Source organism: Collinsella sp. LCP19S3_B11, from assembly GCF_052121915.1.
Classification (GTDB): Bacteria; Actinomycetota; Coriobacteriia; order Coriobacteriales; family Coriobacteriaceae; genus Collinsella.
The window spans coordinates 48907-65755 of the sequence record NZ_JBQKDI010000001.1 but is presented as its reverse complement, the minus strand read 5'-3'; the positions used below and the strand labels follow the sequence as shown (position 1 = coordinate 65755).

Genomic DNA, 16849 nt, shown 5'->3' with positions numbered 1-16849 from the left:
TGGCGTAGTACGCTGCGGCGATTTCGCCGTGCTATACGCCGAAGGACGGTATGCGGCAGGCGTATTCTGGTGCTGGCGGCGCTGCCCTGTCGGCACCACGGGGCGTGGGGCACGGGCATGCTGGGGAGAGGATGCCCGACCCTGCTGAGGCGCACGGCTGTCAGCGGGCTTTGAAGGGTCGGGGATTTGAGAGGACCTAAAACGTTTTCCCTGATAGTCGGACATAACTCTCCTTATGGCACAAAAGGAATGGTGGCGATCTTACGCGTCAGCCATCTCCTGTTTCATTTTCTCAATGACCGTACGATACTCGGGGTCGCAAGCGCCCAGAATCTGTGTGGCGTAGATAGCGGCGTTCTTGGCGCCGTTGATGGCAACACAGGCTACGGGCACGCCCGAAGGCATTTGCACCATCGACAACAGCGAATCCATGCCGCCCAGGTCACTCGTCTTCATAGGAACACCGATAACCGGCAGCGGCGTAAAGGCAGCCACGACACCGCCCAAGTGAGCGGCCTTGCCGGCGGCGGCGATAATCACCTTGATACCGCGATCGGCAGCAGTCGAAGCCCACTCGTGAACCTTCGCCGGCGTGCGGTGCGCGCTTGCGATCACGAGCTCATAGGGCACGCCCAGCGCCTCGAGCTCGGCGGTGCAGCCTTCCATAACGCCCAGATCGGACTTGGAGCCCATGATGATCCCGACAACCGGCTTCTGATCTGCCATAAATAAAGACCTCCTGTTGAGAGCGGTGACGCGGCGAATCCGCGACCCTTAACTACTGAGAGTAGTATAGCCGCTCCCGTCCCTGCGGTCTGTGGGTGCTCTGCAGCGGCCCGGTGTTTTCATCTTCACTCCGGTTGCTACGCAAAGTCGTTCAGATGAAAACACCGGGCCGCCGCAGAGCACCTTCGACCTACCGGGAATTGCCATGACGTACGTTGGCTGAAATAATGAGCTTCCCTTGCTTCGCAAAGTCGCTCAGCTAAATAACCCAGCCCGCCGCGGGGCACCCGGGGACCTACCGGATATTGCCATGACGTACGTTGGCTGATTTGGTTTGGAATGGGAGGTTGACGAGGCTGAAAGTCCCTCCTACATAACGTGGGCGCCGTCGTTCGAATGAACGACGGCGCCCACACTCAATTTTATTCAGCCCCAGTCATCGCGCAAAGCCCCTTCTGCAGCACACGGTGCAGCAAAGTCACCGCAGGCCGGGGCGGGAGGGGCCGAGTTTCCTCCTGAGCGACTCTGCTTGCAGCCGGAGCGAAAGGGGGAAATCTCAGCCCCTCCCGCCCCGGCCGACCAGGTCACATTACACCGTGTACTGCGGCAGGTCCTGCAGGGCGATGACGTCCATGCCCATGTCGTTGGCGCTGCCGTGGCCCTGCTGGTCCTCGCGCACAGCCTCGATGGCGCTCACATACGTGTTGGCGGCAGACATCGCCGTCACGCAGGTCACGCCACGACGGACGGCCTCGGTGCGCAGCAGATAGCCGTCGCCGCGCGAACCCGGACCGTACGGCGTGTTGATGATCACCGCGATCTTGCCGTCGGCAATCAGGTCGCCGATGTTGGGACGCTCGCCGTCGTGCGGGCCGCTGATCTTCTCCACAATCTCGCACGTCACGTTGCCGCCGCGCAGCACGCGCGCCGTACCCTCGGTAGAGCAGATGTCAAAGCCCAGATAGCGCAGGATACGGGCGACCGAAAGGATATGGCGCTTATCGCGATCGCACACGCTAATGAACACCTTGCCGGCGCTCGGATCGGGCAGTTTGTAGTCAATCGCCAGCTGTGTCTTGGCGTATGCCTCGGGATAGCTCTTGGCGACACCCATGACCTCGCCCGTCGACTTCATCTCGGGCCCCAGGATAACGTCGGCTCCCGGGAAACGACCCCAGGGCATAACGGCTTCCTTCATGCAGAAGCAGTCCAGCTGGCGCTCGTCGCTCGGCAGGCCCAGGCTCGCGATGGAATCGCCCGCCATGATGCGCGCCGCGCACTTGGCCAGCGGCACGCCGGTGGCCTTGGAGATAAACGGCACGGTACGGCTGGCACGCGGGTTGGCCTCGATCACGTAGACGGTCTCGCCCTTGATGGCATACTGCACATTGACCAGGCCGCGGACTCCCAGCGCCATCGCGATGCGGCGCGTGGTCTCGCGGAGCTTCGCCTGCAGACTCTCGCTAAAGCTAAACGGCGGAATGCAAGTCGCGGAGTCACCGGAGTGGATACCGGCCTCCTCGATATGCTCCAGAATACCGCCGATGTAGACCTCCTCGCCGTCGCACAGGGCATCGACATCGGACTCGATCGCGCCCTCCAGGAAGCGGTCGAGGTACACCGGGTAGTCGGGGCTAATGCGAGCAGCCTCGGCCATGTAATCGTGCAGATGCTCGGCATCGTAGGCGATCATCATGCCGCGGCCGCCCAACACATAGCTCGGACGAACCAGCAGCGGGTAGCCGATATGCGCGGCCACAGCCTCGGCCTCCTCAAACGAGGTGGCCTGACCCGCCGGCGGGTACATAATGCCCAGCTTGTCGAGCAGGGCGGCAAAGCGCTCGCGGTCCTCGGCAAAATCGATGGCATCGGGCTTAGTACCCATGATGTTCACGCCGCTCTCCTCGAGCATGCGCGCCAGCTTAAGCGGGGTCTGGCCGCCGAGCGTCACCACGACGCCGTCGGGGCGCTCAACATCGATAACGTCCATGACGTCCTCGTAGGTGAGCGGCTCAAAGTACAGACGATCGGACGTGTCGTAGTCGGTCGAGACGGTCTCGGGGTTGCAGTTGACCATGATGGTCTCGAAGCCACGGGCCGCCAGCGCGTAGCTCGCGTGCACGCAGCAGTAGTCAAACTCGATACCCTGGCCGATACGGTTGGGGCCGGCACCCAGAATCATCGCCTTGGGTTTGCTTGCCGGCGTGGTCTCGTCGGGGGCGACGCACTTCTTGGCGACCGGGCTCGTGCGGTAGATGTTTTCGTAGGTCTTGTAGTGATACTCCGTGGCACTCGAGAACTCAGCAGCGCAGGTGTCGACCGTCTTCATGCTGGGAACCACGCCCAGACCCTTACGGTAAGCGCGAACAAAGCGCTCGTCCGAGCCGGTCAGCGCGGCAATCTCGGCATCGCTCGTGCCATACTGCTTGAGCAGGCGCATCGCGTCGGCGTCGATGTCCTCCACGCGCAGGCCGCGAATGCTCTCCTGGACCTGCACCATATCGTTGATACGGTTGAGATACCACGGATCGATGCCGCAGATGGCATGGATGCGCGCGACATCCCAGCCACGACGCAGGGCCTCGACCACAAAGAAGATGCGGTGCTCAGTCGGGGTGCCCACGGCCTGAGCGAGCTCGTCGTCGCTCAGCTTATCGGCACCTTCCTTGCCACCAGCGCAAATGCCCTGATGCCCGTCCTCCAGCGAGCGCATGGCCTTGCCAAAGGCCTCCTCAAAGGTGCGGCCGATCGCCATGATCTCGCCCACGGCTTTCATGCGCGTTGTGAGCGTGGGGTCGGTACCCTTGAACTTCTCAAAGGCAAAGCGCGGCACCTTGACCACACAGTAGTCGATCGTGGGCTCAAAGCAGGCAGGCGTGGCTTTGGTGATGTCGTTGACGATCTCGTCGAGCGTGTAGCCCACGGCCAGGCGAGCGGCGGCCTTGGCGATGGGGAAGCCCGTGGCCTTGGAGGCCAGTGCGGACGAACGGCTCACGCGCGGGTTCATCTCGATGACGATCAGGCGACCGGTCTGCGGGTTCACGGCAAACTGCACGTTGGAGCCACCGGTCTCGACGCCGATCTTCTCCAGAATGGCGAGCGAGGCGACACGCATGCGCTGATACTCAAGGTCGGAGAGGGTCTGCGCCGGCGCCACGGTGATGGAGTCGCCGGTATGCACGCCCATGGGGTCGAGGTTCTCGATGGAGCACACGATGATGCCGTTGCCGGCGTGGTCGCGCATGACCTCCATCTCGTACTCTTTCCAACCCTCGATGGACTCCTCGACCAGCACCTCGTGGGCGGGCGAGAGCTCAAGGCCCTGGCTCACGATGGAGACGAGCTCCTCGTGGGTGTGCGCGATGCCGCCGCCGGCGCCGCCCAGGGTAAAGCTCGGGCGCAGCACGCAGGGATATCCCACGCGCTCGGCGATGGCCTCGGCGTCGGCCACGCTGTAGGCATAGCCCGAGCGCGCGACCTCCAGGCCGATCTCGGCCATGGCCTCGTTAAAAAGCTTGCGGTCCTCGCCGCGCTCGATGGCGGCAAGGTCGCAGCCGATCATCTCGACGCCGTACTGGTCGAGCGTGCCGTCCTTTGCCAGCTCGACGGCGGCGTTCAGACCGGTCTGGCCGCCCAGCGTGGGCAGCAGCGCGTCCGGGCGCTCCTTCTTGATCACGCGCTCGATAAATTCGGCGGTGATGGGCTCGACATAGGTGCGGTCGGCCAGGCCCGGGTCGGTCATGATGGTCGCCGGGTTGGAGTTGACCAGGATGACCTCAAAGCCATCCTCCTTGAGCACCTTGCAGGCCTGGGCGCCGGAGTAATCGAACTCGCAGGCCTGGCCAATGACGATGGGGCCCGAGCCAATGACGAGGATACGCTTGATGTCAGTACGCTTAGGCATGTTAGTTCTCCTCGGTCTCGGTCGTGGCGGAACCATTGTCGGCAAAGTTCCAGCCCTGCAGGCGGTCCTTCGCGGTGTCGATGTCCAGGTAGTTCTCCTCGCCGTCCATGAGTCGCGTAAAGGCGGTAAAGAGATAGTGGGCGTCGGTGGGGCCGGGCGAGGCCTCGGGGTGGTACTGGACCGAGAAGCACGGGGCGTCGAGCAGCTGAATGCCCTCGGCGGTGCCGTCGTTGAGGTTCACGTGCGTCAGGCGAATGCGGCCAAAGCGCTCGTTCATCACGACGGGCGCGATACCACGGCGCACCCAGACGCGCAGATCGCCGTCGGCCGCATGCTCGGTCTCGCCGCCCGAAAGTTCGGGGACAAGCTTGCCCAAGCTGGGGAACAGCAGGCCAAAGCCATGGTTTTGCGCGGTAATTTCCACGCGGCGGCTGACCAGGTTCATAACCGGCTGGTTACCGCCACGGTGACCGAATTTGAGTTTTTCCATCTGGGCGCCGCATGCCAAGCTGATCATCTGGTGACCCAGGCAAATGCCAAAGACGGGCACCTTGCCGATCAGCTGCTGCGCCTGCTCGTAGGTCTCTACCACGGCATCGGGGTCGCCGGGACCGTTGGACAAAAAGACGCCATCGGGATTCATATCGAGTACCTGACGCGCGGGTGTATCCCACGGCACGACGGTGAGGTCGCAGCCAGCACGGACCAGACCCTCCAGGATGCCACGCTTGACACCGCAGTCGTACGCGACCACGTTGTGGCGGGCGGGAGCGGGGGCCGCAAGCGCAAAGCCATGCTCGGCGGGCAGATCGCTTCCGGCGAACGGATGGGGCGCAGGGCAGCTCACGGTCTTGACCAGGTTCTCCCCCACCAGCGTGGGAGCAGAGGCCAAGCGCTCGGCAAGCTCGTCGATGTCGAGGACCTCGGTCGAGATAATGCCCATCTTGGAGCCATTGTCGCGCAGGTGGCGCACCAGGGCTCGGGTGTCGACGCCCTCGATAGCGACGATGCCGTGTGCGCGCAGGTACTCCGGCACGCTGACGGCCGAGCGCCAGTTAGAAGGCGTGGCACACATGTCGCGCACGATCATGCCGCGCATGGCGGGAGCACTCGCAGGGCGTACGTCATCGCCGGGGAAGGCGGACTGGACATCGGTCTCGTCGATGCCATAGTTGCCAATCTGCGGATAGGTCATGGTAACGATCTGGCCAGCATAGCTCGGGTCGGTCATAACCTCAAAGTAACCCTCGAGTGAAGTATTGAAGCAGACTTCGCCGGTCGCGGTGCCCTCGGCACCACATGCACGGCCATAAAAAATGGTCCCATCCTCAAGGTACAGGATGCAGGGACCGCAAGCACCCTTGCTGGTTTTGGCCAGCATGCGCTGGCACAGTTCGCTGGGCGCGATGGTGCGGGCGGCAGCGCCCGCAATATGGTTGTTCGCCATAGTTCTCCTTCCCGGTCTCTCGGGACCGGCTTAAAGGTGTGTAGTTAGGCCTCGCGGTATTCTAACCGTAAGTATGCCTTATGGCGTTAATTACATAGAATTGTTTACAAAATGATAATTATGACTTCTTATGCATAATGATTTTTCTGGGACGGGATTAAAAAATCATTCTGAAAGCAGAGCTTTGTCGCTGAGTAGTCAATTTGGGACGGGGCTATTTTAGCTACCCCGTCCGTCAATCAACCTAACCGTCGTGCCACCAGCCGGGGTAGCTAAAATAGCCCCGTCCCAAATTGACTACTCGCCAACCGCATACATGACAGAATGATTTTTTAATCCCCGTCCCAGAAAAATCATCCCGCGTGGGCTTGCGGCTCACGCGGGATGCCATCGTTCTATGTGGCTGCGACTACTTTTGCTTGTCCTGCTCAAGTAATTCGGACGGGGTGCGGCCAAGCTTGCCGCCACGGAAAATCTCGCGGCCGTGCAGGCGGTGCTCCAGGTCACGTTCGGCCTTTTCCTCGTCAATCTTAGCCTGGCTCACCGCCGGGTCCTCGATGAGCGACGATACCGAGTTCACCTGTTTCTGAATACGCTCGGCAATGGTGTCATCCATGCTCACGATACGCATCTTCCAGTCGATATTGGTGGCGTTGGAAGAGCTCTTGGTCCAGACGAACGTCAGGATGGCGCTCTGGTGGCCCTGGGCGGGAAACATGCCAAAGAAGGAATCATGCTGAATCCTGCTGTCCTCGTCGATATAGGCGTGGACGTTATACACCACACGGTCAATCTTGTCGTTGAGCAGGGCATTGGTTGCGAGCGCCGCCGCCTGAATCTGACCGTTGGACAGCAACTCGAGTTCATTGGCAGAAGACGTGTCCAGCACCGTCACCTCAACCGTGCCCGTACCCTCGTCGGCCTCGTCGACGGTAAAATCGAGCGGGAACTGCGTAAAGCCGTTGCCCCATTCAAGTCCACCTTTGAACGCGGTCGAGACGGTATCCACCGAAACGCTCTCGGAGAGGTTCGCGGTGTTCAGGCGTCGCATCACGCCGTAGCCGATCTGCATGCCCACAATCAGCACCAAGATGCCGATAACCACGACCATGGCAGTTTTCGTAATGGTATGGCTCACCTGCGAACCCGAAGGATCGTCCTCGGACAGCGGGTCGATATGTTTTGCCTGGCTCGCGCGATCCTCGCTGCGCAGCCGCGCCAGTGTCGCCTTGTCACCGCGTTTGACGGCAGACTCTTTCTCGCGCATGCGCTCGGTACGCTTTTTGGCGAGTGTAGGATCCAAGACGCCGGATGCATCGATTTCGGAGAATAACTCCGTCACTTCTTCCGGAGTCAGATGGTTCTTATCAGCCATAACCTTCCTGTCATATCAATCAGTCGAGCTCGTGCGCACGCGCACCTTCGAACTGCATTCGATAGTAACGGGCATAAGTGCCGCCACGGGCGAGAAGCTCCTCGTGCGTGCCACGTTCCACAACGCGACCATGCTCAACGGTCGCAATCTCGTCGGCATGCTTAATGGTCGAGAGACGGTGAGCGATGATGATCGTGGTGCGGCCGCGCGCCAAGCGCTCGAGCGACTCCTGCACCGCCTCCTCGCTCTCGTTATCCAGAGCACTGGTCGCCTCATCCAAAATAAGGATCTTGGGATTTTTGAGAAACACGCGCGCGATGGCGACGCGCTGCTTTTGACCACCAGAAAGACGGCTGCCGCGCTCGCCCACCACGGTGTCGTAGCCCTGCGGAAGCGACTCGATAAAAGCATCGATGTTGGCGCGATGGGCCGCCTCGGCGATTTCTTCTGCCGTGGCGCCCGGCTTGCCATAGGCGATGTTCTCGCCAATCGTTCCGTCGAACAGATAGACATCTTGCTGCACCAGGCCGATGGATTGGCGCAGGCTACGCTGCGTCACGTCGCGCACATCCTGGCCGTCAATGCTAATGGAGCCGGCGGCGACGTCGTAAAAGCGCGGCAACAGCGAACAAGTCGTTGATTTGCCGCCGCCCGAGGGACCAACCAAAGCGATGGTTTGACCGGGCTTAATGGACAGATCCATATGGTCGATAACGGGACGCGTCCCGTCGCCCGCGCCCAGCTCGACATCCTCGTAGCTAAAGCACACGTCGCGATACTCAACAGCGCCGGCCGTCACCTGCAGATCCGCAGCACCCGGCTTATCCTGAATATCGGGGACAGTCGAGAGCACCTCGTCCATGCGCCTAAAGCCGGCGATGGCTTTCTGGTACGTCTCGGCCGAATTGACGAGCGTCTCAAGCGGCGTGCAGAACAGCGAAATGTAGAGCGCGAAGGTTGCCATATCGACCGCCTGCAGCTGACCTTGGGCAACGAGCCAACCGCCCAGCAGCACCACGATCACATAGAGCACGCCCGAGAGCAGACCATACGTCGCGGTGTAGACGCCCATGGCGTGATACATGTTTTCCTTGGACGAAAGGTAGCGATCGTTAGAGGCACGGAACTTAGAGCGTTCGGTCTGCTCATTGGCAAAGCTTTTGACCACACGCATGCCCGCCAGCGAATCCTGCAGCTGCGCATTGATGCCGCTGATCTTTTTGCGGTTATCGCTAAAGACCTCGCGCATGCGCATATTCTGCCAAAACATAATGACCGCGAACACCGCCGTCACCACGGCCATGGCGAGCGCGAGCACCGGCGCAATGGTAAACAGAATCACAAACGAGCCAATGATCTCGATACCGCAAATAATGATCCATTCGGGCACGTGGTGCGCCGCCTCGCAGATATCGAACAGGTCGTTGACCACGCGGCTCATCATGTCACCCGAGCTGTTGCGATCAAAGTACGCAAAGCTAAAACGCTCGTACTGATCGAACAAGTCCTCGCGCATCTTGGACTCCATGCGCGCGCCCATCACGTGGCCCCAATAGCTCACAAAGTAGCGGCAGGCGCAGCGGGTGGCATACATCAGCACCAGTCCCACCGCGACCATACCGAGCGCCTGCATAATGGCAGTCTGGCCCTGGGTAAACAGCCCGCCGCACAGATTGCGCAGGATAATGGGAAACGCCAGGTCAATGGCGGCGAGCACCAGGGCGCAAATGGTATCGGCAACAAAAAGCCCCATCTGGGGCTTGTAGTAAGACAGAAAACGCTTCAGCATGTGATCCTCAAAGAAATATCAGCAACATAAGACCCTGGGACAAAGCAATCAGTAGTACTTGTCCCAGGGCTATCCCCACTCGTTACAGCTCAGAACCACCAAGGCGGTGCGCGATGCTGTCGCAGGCAAGTGCGCCCACGACGGTCTTGGCATCCTCGATCTTGCCGTCGAGCACGGCATCGATCAGCTCGTGCAGCGGCACCAGGTCAACGTTGACAAACTCGTCATCGTCGGGGTTGGGCGCATCGAACTCGAGTTTGGTGGCCAGGTAGATGTGAATAATCTCGTCGCAAAAACCGCAGGTCGTGACAATCGACGTTAAAAAGCGAATGCGCCCGGCCTTAAAGCCCGTCTCCTCATGCAGCTCGCGCCTGGCACAATCGAGCGGGTCCTCGCCTGGGTCGAGCTTGCCGGCGGGAATCTCAACCGTCACGCGGTCGATGGCGGTGCGGTACTGACGCACCAGTACGATCTTGCCGCTCTCGGTCAGCGCCACAACGGCCGCCGCACCCGGATGGCGAACGATATCGCGGGCGCTGCGGTGACCGTTGGGCAGCTCAACCTCAAGACGGTGGACGTCGAGGATCTTGCCCTTCCAGGCGCACTCCTCCGAAAGAATCTTCTCGTGCAGCTCGGCATCGTGCGGGTCGTCGTCGCCCAGCACCAGCGCCGGCTCGTCAGCGACCTCGCCACCAGGCTCGCCCTCGGCGTGCCCATACATGTGGCTGTCCTCTTCGACGATTTGCGCGTCCACGAGCTCTTCGTTCTTCTCGTCCATCCGTCTCATTCCTCTCGGATTTTAAGCATCCCAGGCGTCGCGGCCGCGCAGCGCGCGCAGGCCAATGTCGTGACGCAGGGTCTTGCCCTCAAAATCGATCTTCTCGCAAGCCTCGTAGGCAAGGTTGCGAGCGTTCTCGAACGTGTCGCCCAGCGCGGTCACGGCGAGCACGCGGCCGCCGTTGGTCACGAGCTGGCCGTCCACCACGGCGGTGCCGGCGTGATACACGGTCACGTTCTCCATGGCCTCGGCATCCTCGATGCCGGTGATTACCTTGCCCTTCTCGTAGCTGCCGGGATAACCCGCGCTCGTCAGGACAACGGCCACCGCCCACTCGTCACGCCAATCGAGCTCAATCTGGTCGAGCTCGCAGTTAGCGCAGGCAAGCATGACCTCGACCAGGTCGTTCTTAAGGCGCGGCAGTACGACCTGCGTCTCGGGGTCGCCAAAGCGGGCGTTAAACTCCAGCACCTTGGGGCCGGCGGGGGTAAGCATAAAGCCGCCGTACAGGCAGCCACGGTAATCGATGCCCTCGGCGGCGAGCTCGGCCACGGTCTGCTCCATGACCTTCACCATGGTGGCGTGCTCCTCGTCGGTCACGATGGGCACCGGGCTGTAGACGCCCATGCCGCCCGTGTTGGGACCAAGGTCGCCCTCAAGCGCGCGCTTGTGGTCCTGCGAGGTGGCCATGGGGCGCACGGTCTTGCCGTCGGTAAAGGCCAGCAGCGAGCACTCGGGGCCAACGAGCATCTCCTCGATAACCACGGTGTTGCCGGCATCGCCAAAGGTGCCGCCAAAGCACTCGCGCACGGCCTCTTCGGCCTGCGAAAGCTCGGTTGCCACAATAACGCCCTTGCCCGCGGCAAGACCGTCGGCCTTCACGACCAGCGGAGCGCCCTGCTCGCGCACATAGGCGAGAGCCGAAGCCTCGTCGGTAAACGAGCCGTAGGCGGCCGTCGGAATGCCCGCGCGCTCCATGAGCTGCTTGGAGAACAGTTTAGAGCCCTCCATCTGGGCGCCCTCGGCACCCGGGCCAAAGCAGGGAATACCCGCCGCGCGCACGGCGTCGGCCACGCCCGCCACGAGCGGAGCCTCGGGGCCAATCACCACGAGTCCGCATCCGTGGCTCTGTGCAAACGCCGCCACGGCAGCAGGATCGCAATCGTCGAGAACCACGTTCTCGCCGCAGCTCGCGGTGCCGCCGTTGCCCGGGGCGATGTAGAGCTTGCCGGCGCGCGGTGATGCCGCGAGCTTGGCTGCCAAAGCATGCTCGCGGCCGCCGCTGCCCAACAACAGGATGTCGATGGTTTGAGTGTCCGCCTTCAAGGGTGCCTCCTCTATGGATTAACGGCCCGTCAACCATGCGGGCCCATTACAAGCAAATATACCCCTCGGCCGCCCGTCCGGGCTGCGAAGGGGTATATCGCAATAACCAAATAACGCCGATTACTTCCAGAATCGGTTGATGATCTGCTCGCGGCCGGCGCCAACACCGACAAACGTCACGCGCGTGTGCGCCAGATCCTCGACAAATGCCACGTAGTCCTGAGCCTCCTGCGGCAGCTCCTCAAAGCTGCGGCAGCCGGTGATATCGCACTTCCAGCCAGGAAGCTCCTCGTAGATGGGCTTGGCATGCTCAAAGCGCACCTGGTGCTCGGGCACGCTGGTGTAGCGCTCGCCGTCGACGTCATAGGCCACGCACACCTTAATGGTGTCGAAGACCGAAAGCACGTCGAGCTTGGTCAGGGCGATGTCGGTAAGACCGTTGACGCGCGAGGCGTAGTTGGCGATGGGACCGTCAAACCAGCCGCAGCGACGACGGCGACCGGTAGTCACGCCGTACTCATAGCCCTCCTCGGTCAGCGTATGGCCGGCCTCGGACTCGTAGGAAAGCTCAGTGGGCATGGGGCCTGCACCGACGCGGGTGATGTAGGCCTTCATGACGCCCAGCACGCGGTCGACGTTTTTCATGCCAACACCAGAACCGGTGATCGCTCCGCCGGCGGTGCAGTTGGAAGACGTGACAAACGGATAGGTGCCGTGGTCGATATCGAGCAATGTTGCCTGGGCGCCCTCAAAGAGCAGGGTCTTGCCCTCATCGATCATGTTGTTGAGCAGCAGGCTCGTCTCGGTGATGTACGGGCGCAGGCGCTCGGCCATGGGCAGGTACTCTTCACAGATCTGGTCCACGGTGTAGGTGGGCAGGCCGTAAAGCAGCTCGAGCTCGGGATTCACGCGGGCAAGAGCGGTTTCCAGCTTGTCGCGGAAGAGCTCCTCGTCCAGCATGTCCTGCATACGAAGGCCAATACGAGCCATCTTGTCCTGATAGCACGGGCCAATGCCGCGCTTGGTGGTACCGATGCTCTTCTTGCCGAGCTTCTGCTCAAAGGCGCCGTCCAGGTCGACGTGATACGGCATGATCACGTGTGCGTTGCCGCTGATCTTGAGGTTCTTGGTGGTGATGCCATCGGCCTCGAACATGTCGATCTCCTCAAGGACAACCTTGGGGTTGACGACGCAGCCGTTGCCAATCACCGACACGTGGTCGGCGTACATGATGCCGGAGGGCACCTGGTGCAGGCCGTACTTCTTGCCGTTGACAACGATGGTGTGGCCGGCGTTGTTGCCGCCCGAATAGCGCACGACGGCATCGAAGTCGCCGGCGATCAGGTCGCAGATCTTACCCTTGCCCTCATCGCCCCACTGGGCACCGACCAAAACGGTTGACGGCATGTTTACTCCTTACATACATGGACTGTCTGCGCGCCACACGGCGGGCAGAAGCACAAAACATTCCCAGTATACCCGTGCAACGGGCGCCTGTCCTACTCCTCGGTATGCACCCCATCAAGCTCATAGAACTTGGTAGACGCCGGCAGAAACATCAGGTCGACGTCACCGATCGGGCCCGAACGGTTCTTGGCCACGACAATACGCGTGACGCCCTCGTCAGGTCGGTCGTCGCGCGAGGCCTCAGCCTCGTCGGCGGAACGGTCCAAGAACATGACGATATCGGCGTCCTGCTCGATGGAGCCCGATTCGCGCAGGTCGGAAAGCTGCGGGCGCTTGCCGGTACGGGATTCGACCTGACGCGACAGCTGAGACAGCGCGATCAGCGGAATCTTGAGTTCCTTGGCCATAATCTTTAAGCCACGCGACATCTCGGAGACCTCGACGGTGCGGCTCTCGGAACGGCGTCCCGGCGGAGGACTCACCAGCTGCAGGTAGTCCAAGATAATGATGGCCTTCTCCTTGTTGTGGAGCATGCGGCGGCTCTTGGCGCGAATCTCGGTCACCGTGGTGCCGGGCGTATCGTCAATCAGAATATCGAGCTTGGACAAGGTCTGCGTGGCCTCGTTGATATTGGCCCACTGCTCGGGGCTAATGCGACCCATGCGAAAATCACTGATCGAAATCATGGCATAGGCGCAAATCAGGCGCTGGGCAATTTCCTTGCCCGACATCTCCAGCGAGAAAAAGCCGACGGTGTAGCCCGCAGCGGCGGCATTGAGCGCCAGGTTTAGAGCGAACGAGGTCTTACCCACGGCGGGGCGGGCGCCGATAATGATGAGCTGGCCCTCGCGGAAGCCCATAAGCATGCGGTCGAGTGACGGGAAGCCCGTGGGAACGCCCGCTGCCTGGCCACCGGCCTGGCACACTTCCTCGGCCTCGTTATAGGCCTCGACCATAAACTCGGTCAGTGTCTTGTAGCTCGACTTAACCTCGCGCGCCGTAACCTTGAGCAGCTTGCTCTCGGCCAGCTCCACGACCTCTTTGGTATCGGTGGGGGCGTTATAGGCCAGCGCGTTAATCTCGTTGGTGGCGCCAATCAGCTCACGCAGCATCGAGTCGCGACGAACGATGGCGGCATGGTGCTGCCAGTTGACGAGCGACAGGGTCTGACCCATCAGCTCCAAAATGTACGCCTCGCCGCCCACGGCATCGAGCTTGTTGATGCTTCGCAGGTAATCGATCAGCGAGATGGAGTCGATGGGAATGCGACTGTTGTACATATCGACCATCGCGGTATAGATGGTCTTATGAATGGGCCGGTAGAAATCATCGGGCTGCAGCTCGACCTGGGCTTCTTCGACCACTTCGGGCGATAGCAGCATGGCGGCCAGTACGTTGGCCTCTGCATCTTGGTTTTGGGGGAGACCCAACTTGGAGCCGCGGTCCTCGACCGTCAGCCATGTCTCCCTATCGTCATATGCCATGAGCATCCTCATTCATATCGCTTGCGAGCATCCATAGTATCAGCCACAGCTTTAAATCGAGGCGCGCCTTAACAATCATCACCGAACCAAACGGATGAACGGTCCCTTATGTGCGTTGTGTTAGACCACTTTGGATACTGGGACTTTTCCTATAATCTTTCTTGCTTAAATAGCAGGCGAAAGCGAAGGAGCTCCTATGGTCACCAAGGATGATGCGTGTTGGATAATCGGCCTTTCCGCAGGTGCGGGCATTGGCGTATATCTTGATGGCGGCTGGGGCGTCGATGCGCTTGTCGGGCGTGAGACCAGGGCTCATAACGACATCGACCTGTTCGTTCAGCGCGGGGATTACCAAAGGTTCGTGGATCTAATTGCTGATGAGGGGTTTTCCGAGGTGGCTGCATCTTTCACCACCGAAGATCACACGGTGTGGCAAGACGAGGCGGGGCGCATCGTCGACCTGCATTGCTTCGATTTCGCCGAGAATGGCGATATTCTGTATCAGGGAGATCGTTTTCCCGGGGAGGTCTTTTCGGGGAGGGGGCGCATCGGCGAGGTGGAGGTGTCGTGCATCGACCCCGAAAGCCAGCTGTTGTTTCACTTGGGCTATCAGCATGACGAGCACGACGCCCACGATGTCATGCTCCTATGCCGTGAGTACGGTTTCGACGTTCCCGAAGAATATCGCTAGCTGTTGCTATTTGCATCGGGGCACGACTTCAGCGCTTGCCGCAGATGCGCTGCGCCAGACCGCCCTGGACATCACGCCACGCCGTATATGGCCCTCCGCGCACGCGAGTCCCATTTCGCCTGCTTGATCCAGTACTCGTAGAACGGATAGGGGGTCACCTTGTACTGGCGCCAGGTCTTCTCGTACGTGCCGCGGGCTGCCTGCCTCACTATGAGCTCGGCGAGCTCGTCCGCGCTCCTGCGGACCTTGAAGCACCATGTCCACTTGAACCAGGCGAGGTAGTTCTCGAGGCGTCTCGTGGAGACACCCCGGAACCTGCCGATGAAGTGCCTCATCTGGGAGTGGAGGCTGTTCACCCTGTTGATGGCGTGCTCCTCCCTCTTGCTGGCGATGTGCGCGCCGACGCCGAGGGCGGGCAGGACGCGGCGGTACACGTGCGCACGGTCCGTCGAGATTATCGCGCCGACCGCGAGCTTGTCGGCGAGCAGCTCCCTGGCTGCCGCCTCATCGAGGCCGCCCCTCCCCGCGATCTCGTAGAAGATGTCGCCGGCGTCGTTGATGCCGGTGAGCACGCATATCTTCTCGTGCCCGTCGGTTCCCTGCGACCTTGTGCGGGGCTTCCTGGGCATGCCGGACTCCGACCTGGAGCGGTTTCCCTTGAAGCTCTCCCTGAAGAAGCACTCGTCGAGCTCGGCCCCGCCGCCGGCCTCCACGCGGAAGGCGGGCATGCGCTTGGCCATGGCCTCGAGCAGCCTGTGGCGCATGAAGAACGCCGTCTTGAGGCACACGCCGCACTTTTCCGCCGACTCGCGCAGCGGGAGCATGTCCACGTGGCACTCCGCGAACCTCATCCAGGCCGACCTGTCGAGCTTGGTGGTGGAGAAGATGCGCATGGTGGCGTCGGTGAAGGTCCTGGCGCACCCTCGGCAGAGGAACCGCTGACGGCCGCGCCCGTCTCGCCCCCTCTTCACGTAATGCGGGGAGCCGCACCAGGGGCAGGCTCTGTCGGGATCGTCTTCCGCCCCCTCGCTTGCCGCGAGTTCGAAAAGCTCCGCGTCTATCAGCGCCTTGAGCGATCTCAGGACCCTGCTCTTCTCGGCAGCCGTCATCTGCGGGAGGAACTGCCTCGTCAGCTGGGTGAGCACGTCTTCCATTGCAACCTCCATCTTTCCTGATGATGGAATTGTCGCAATTGGGGGTCCTGCTGCGTGTACTGTGCATAGGACACTTATCCAAAGCGGTCTAACACAACGCTTATGTGGAACTGCATCTCAATGTATGACGTGACGCCCACTCAGCGCAAAAAAATAAAAGGGCGCCCCGGTCTCCCAGAGCGCCCTTCTTAGAACAAGATTGTTGCGTTGCAGCAAATGCTACTCAGCAGCAGCCTCGGTCTCGACCTCGGCGGTCTCGGCCTCGGCGACCTCAGCGGCCTCCTCGACCTCAGCCTCGGCAGCGAGCTCCTCGGCGGTAACGCCGACGAGAACGACAACCTCGGCCTTGATCTCGCGGTACAGCGAGATGGCAACGGTGTGGGCACCGGCAACCTTGATGGGCTTACCGAGCTCGACGCGCTTGCGGTCGATGTCCATACCGAGCTGATCCTTAATGGCGTCAGCGATCATAGCGGCGGTGACGGAGCCAAAGAGGATGCCCTCGTCGCCGACCTTGACGTCAACGGTGACCTGCTTGCCCTCGAGGGCAGCCTTGGTCTCGTTGGCGGTAGCCAGACGGACGGCCTCGCGCTTGGCGATGTTGTTGCGACGCTCGTCAAGCTGCTTGAGGTTGCCCTTGGTGGCGGCAACAGCGAGCTTCTTGGGGAACAGGAAGTTCTCAGCGTAACCCTGAGCGACCTCTACGACGTCACCCTCGCCGCCCTTGCCCTTGATCTCATCGAGAAGAATAACCTTCATGATGCGTCT

Annotated in this window: 12 protein-coding genes; 1 reads left to right on the top strand and 11 read right to left on the bottom strand. The window is 61.2% G+C overall.

Annotated features, from left to right (window positions below; genetic code table 11):
* Nucleotides 1-261: 261 nt before the first annotated feature.
* From purE to dnaB, 9 genes are all read right to left on the bottom strand, one after another.
* Nucleotides 262-726, bottom strand: a complete 465-nt coding sequence (purE, locus tag ACTQV4_RS00305) for a 5-(carboxyamino)imidazole ribonucleotide mutase (RefSeq protein ID WP_373575402.1) — start codon at nucleotides 724-726, stop codon at nucleotides 262-264.
* Nucleotides 727-1315: 589 nt separating this feature from the next.
* Nucleotides 1316-4630 (bottom strand): carbamoyl-phosphate synthase large subunit, encoded by a 3315-nt coding sequence (gene carB / locus ACTQV4_RS00300; RefSeq protein ID WP_441560302.1) that lies wholly within the window; start codon nucleotides 4628-4630, stop codon nucleotides 1316-1318.
* A gap of 1 nt (nucleotide 4631) precedes the next feature.
* The gene (gene carA / locus ACTQV4_RS00295) at nucleotides 4632-6077 is read right to left on the bottom strand and encodes a glutamine-hydrolyzing carbamoyl-phosphate synthase small subunit (RefSeq protein ID WP_441033476.1); all 1446 of its coding nucleotides are present in this window, start codon (nucleotides 6075-6077) and stop codon (nucleotides 4632-4634) included.
* 409 nt (nucleotides 6078-6486) lie between these two features.
* Nucleotides 6487-7452 carry a hypothetical protein gene (locus ACTQV4_RS00290; RefSeq protein ID WP_441568960.1) on the bottom strand — a complete coding sequence of 322 codons (966 nt, stop codon included), beginning with the start codon at nucleotides 7450-7452 and terminating at the stop codon, nucleotides 6487-6489.
* Nucleotides 7453-7471: 19 nt separating this feature from the next.
* Nucleotides 7472-9241: an ABC transporter ATP-binding protein gene (locus ACTQV4_RS00285; protein WP_441033473.1), complete on the bottom strand. Its 1770-nt coding sequence runs from the start codon at nucleotides 9239-9241 to the stop codon at nucleotides 7472-7474.
* Nucleotides 9242-9323: 82 nt separating this feature from the next.
* A complete protein-coding gene (locus ACTQV4_RS00280; protein WP_441033470.1) occupies nucleotides 9324-10019 on the bottom strand; it encodes an NUDIX domain-containing protein in 696 nt (231 codons plus the stop codon).
* A 21-nt stretch (nucleotides 10020-10040) separates the two neighbouring features.
* Complete coding sequence (gene purD, locus ACTQV4_RS00275) at nucleotides 10041-11345, bottom strand: phosphoribosylamine--glycine ligase (protein WP_154516747.1); 1305 nt, start codon at nucleotides 11343-11345, stop codon at nucleotides 10041-10043.
* A gap of 120 nt (nucleotides 11346-11465) precedes the next feature.
* Nucleotides 11466-12752: an adenylosuccinate synthase gene (locus ACTQV4_RS00270; protein ID WP_427717940.1), complete on the bottom strand. Its 1287-nt coding sequence runs from the start codon at nucleotides 12750-12752 to the stop codon at nucleotides 11466-11468.
* Nucleotides 12753-12844: 92 nt separating this feature from the next.
* Complete coding sequence (gene dnaB / locus ACTQV4_RS00265) at nucleotides 12845-14242, bottom strand: replicative DNA helicase (protein WP_427718155.1); 1398 nt, start codon at nucleotides 14240-14242, stop codon at nucleotides 12845-12847.
* 190 nt (nucleotides 14243-14432) lie between these two features.
* Here dnaB and ACTQV4_RS00260 point away from each other — a divergent pair, with 190 nt between their 5' ends.
* Nucleotides 14433-14927: a nucleotidyltransferase domain-containing protein gene (locus tag ACTQV4_RS00260; protein ID WP_117635919.1), complete on the top strand. Its 495-nt coding sequence runs from the start codon at nucleotides 14433-14435 to the stop codon at nucleotides 14925-14927.
* Between the two features lie 71 nt (nucleotides 14928-14998).
* Here the strand turns inward: ACTQV4_RS00260 and ACTQV4_RS00255 are convergent, their stop codons facing one another.
* Both ACTQV4_RS00255 and rplI read right to left on the bottom strand, forming a co-directional pair.
* Complete coding sequence (locus ACTQV4_RS00255; protein ID WP_158553197.1) at nucleotides 14999-16081, bottom strand: IS1595 family transposase; 1083 nt, start codon at nucleotides 16079-16081, stop codon at nucleotides 14999-15001.
* 219 nt (nucleotides 16082-16300) lie between these two features.
* A complete protein-coding gene (rplI, locus tag ACTQV4_RS00250) occupies nucleotides 16301-16840 on the bottom strand; it encodes a 50S ribosomal protein L9 (RefSeq protein WP_154516756.1) in 540 nt (179 codons plus the stop codon).
* Nucleotides 16841-16849: the final 9 nt, after the last annotated feature.

Excerpts from the sequence above, each read along its gene's own strand:
- rplI (WP_154516756.1), bottom strand. The coding sequence starts at position 16,840 with ATGAAGGTTATTCTTCTCGATGAGATCAAGGGCAAGGGCGGCGAGGGT.
- ACTQV4_RS00280 (WP_441033470.1), bottom strand. The coding sequence starts at position 10,019 with ATGGACGAGAAGAACGAAGAGCTCGTGGACGCGCAAATCGTCGAAGAG.
- ACTQV4_RS00260 (WP_117635919.1), top strand. The coding sequence starts at position 14,433 with ATGGTCACCAAGGATGATGCGTGTTGGATAATCGGCCTTTCCGCAGGT.
- carA (WP_441033476.1), bottom strand. The coding sequence starts at position 6,077 with ATGGCGAACAACCATATTGCGGGCGCTGCCGCCCGCACCATCGCGCCC.
- ACTQV4_RS00270 (WP_427717940.1), bottom strand. The coding sequence starts at position 12,752 with ATGCCGTCAACCGTTTTGGTCGGTGCCCAGTGGGGCGATGAGGGCAAG.
- dnaB (WP_427718155.1), bottom strand. The coding sequence starts at position 14,242 with ATGCTCATGGCATATGACGATAGGGAGACATGGCTGACGGTCGAGGAC.
- ACTQV4_RS00290 (WP_441568960.1), bottom strand. The coding sequence starts at position 7,452 with ATGGCTGATAAGAACCATCTGACTCCGGAAGAAGTGACGGAGTTATTC.
- ACTQV4_RS00285 (WP_441033473.1), bottom strand. The coding sequence starts at position 9,241 with ATGCTGAAGCGTTTTCTGTCTTACTACAAGCCCCAGATGGGGCTTTTT.
- purE (WP_373575402.1), bottom strand. The coding sequence starts at position 726 with ATGGCAGATCAGAAGCCGGTTGTCGGGATCATCATGGGCTCCAAGTCC.
- ACTQV4_RS00255 (WP_158553197.1), bottom strand. The coding sequence starts at position 16,081 with ATGGAAGACGTGCTCACCCAGCTGACGAGGCAGTTCCTCCCGCAGATG.
- carB (WP_441560302.1), bottom strand. The coding sequence starts at position 4,630 with ATGCCTAAGCGTACTGACATCAAGCGTATCCTCGTCATTGGCTCGGGC.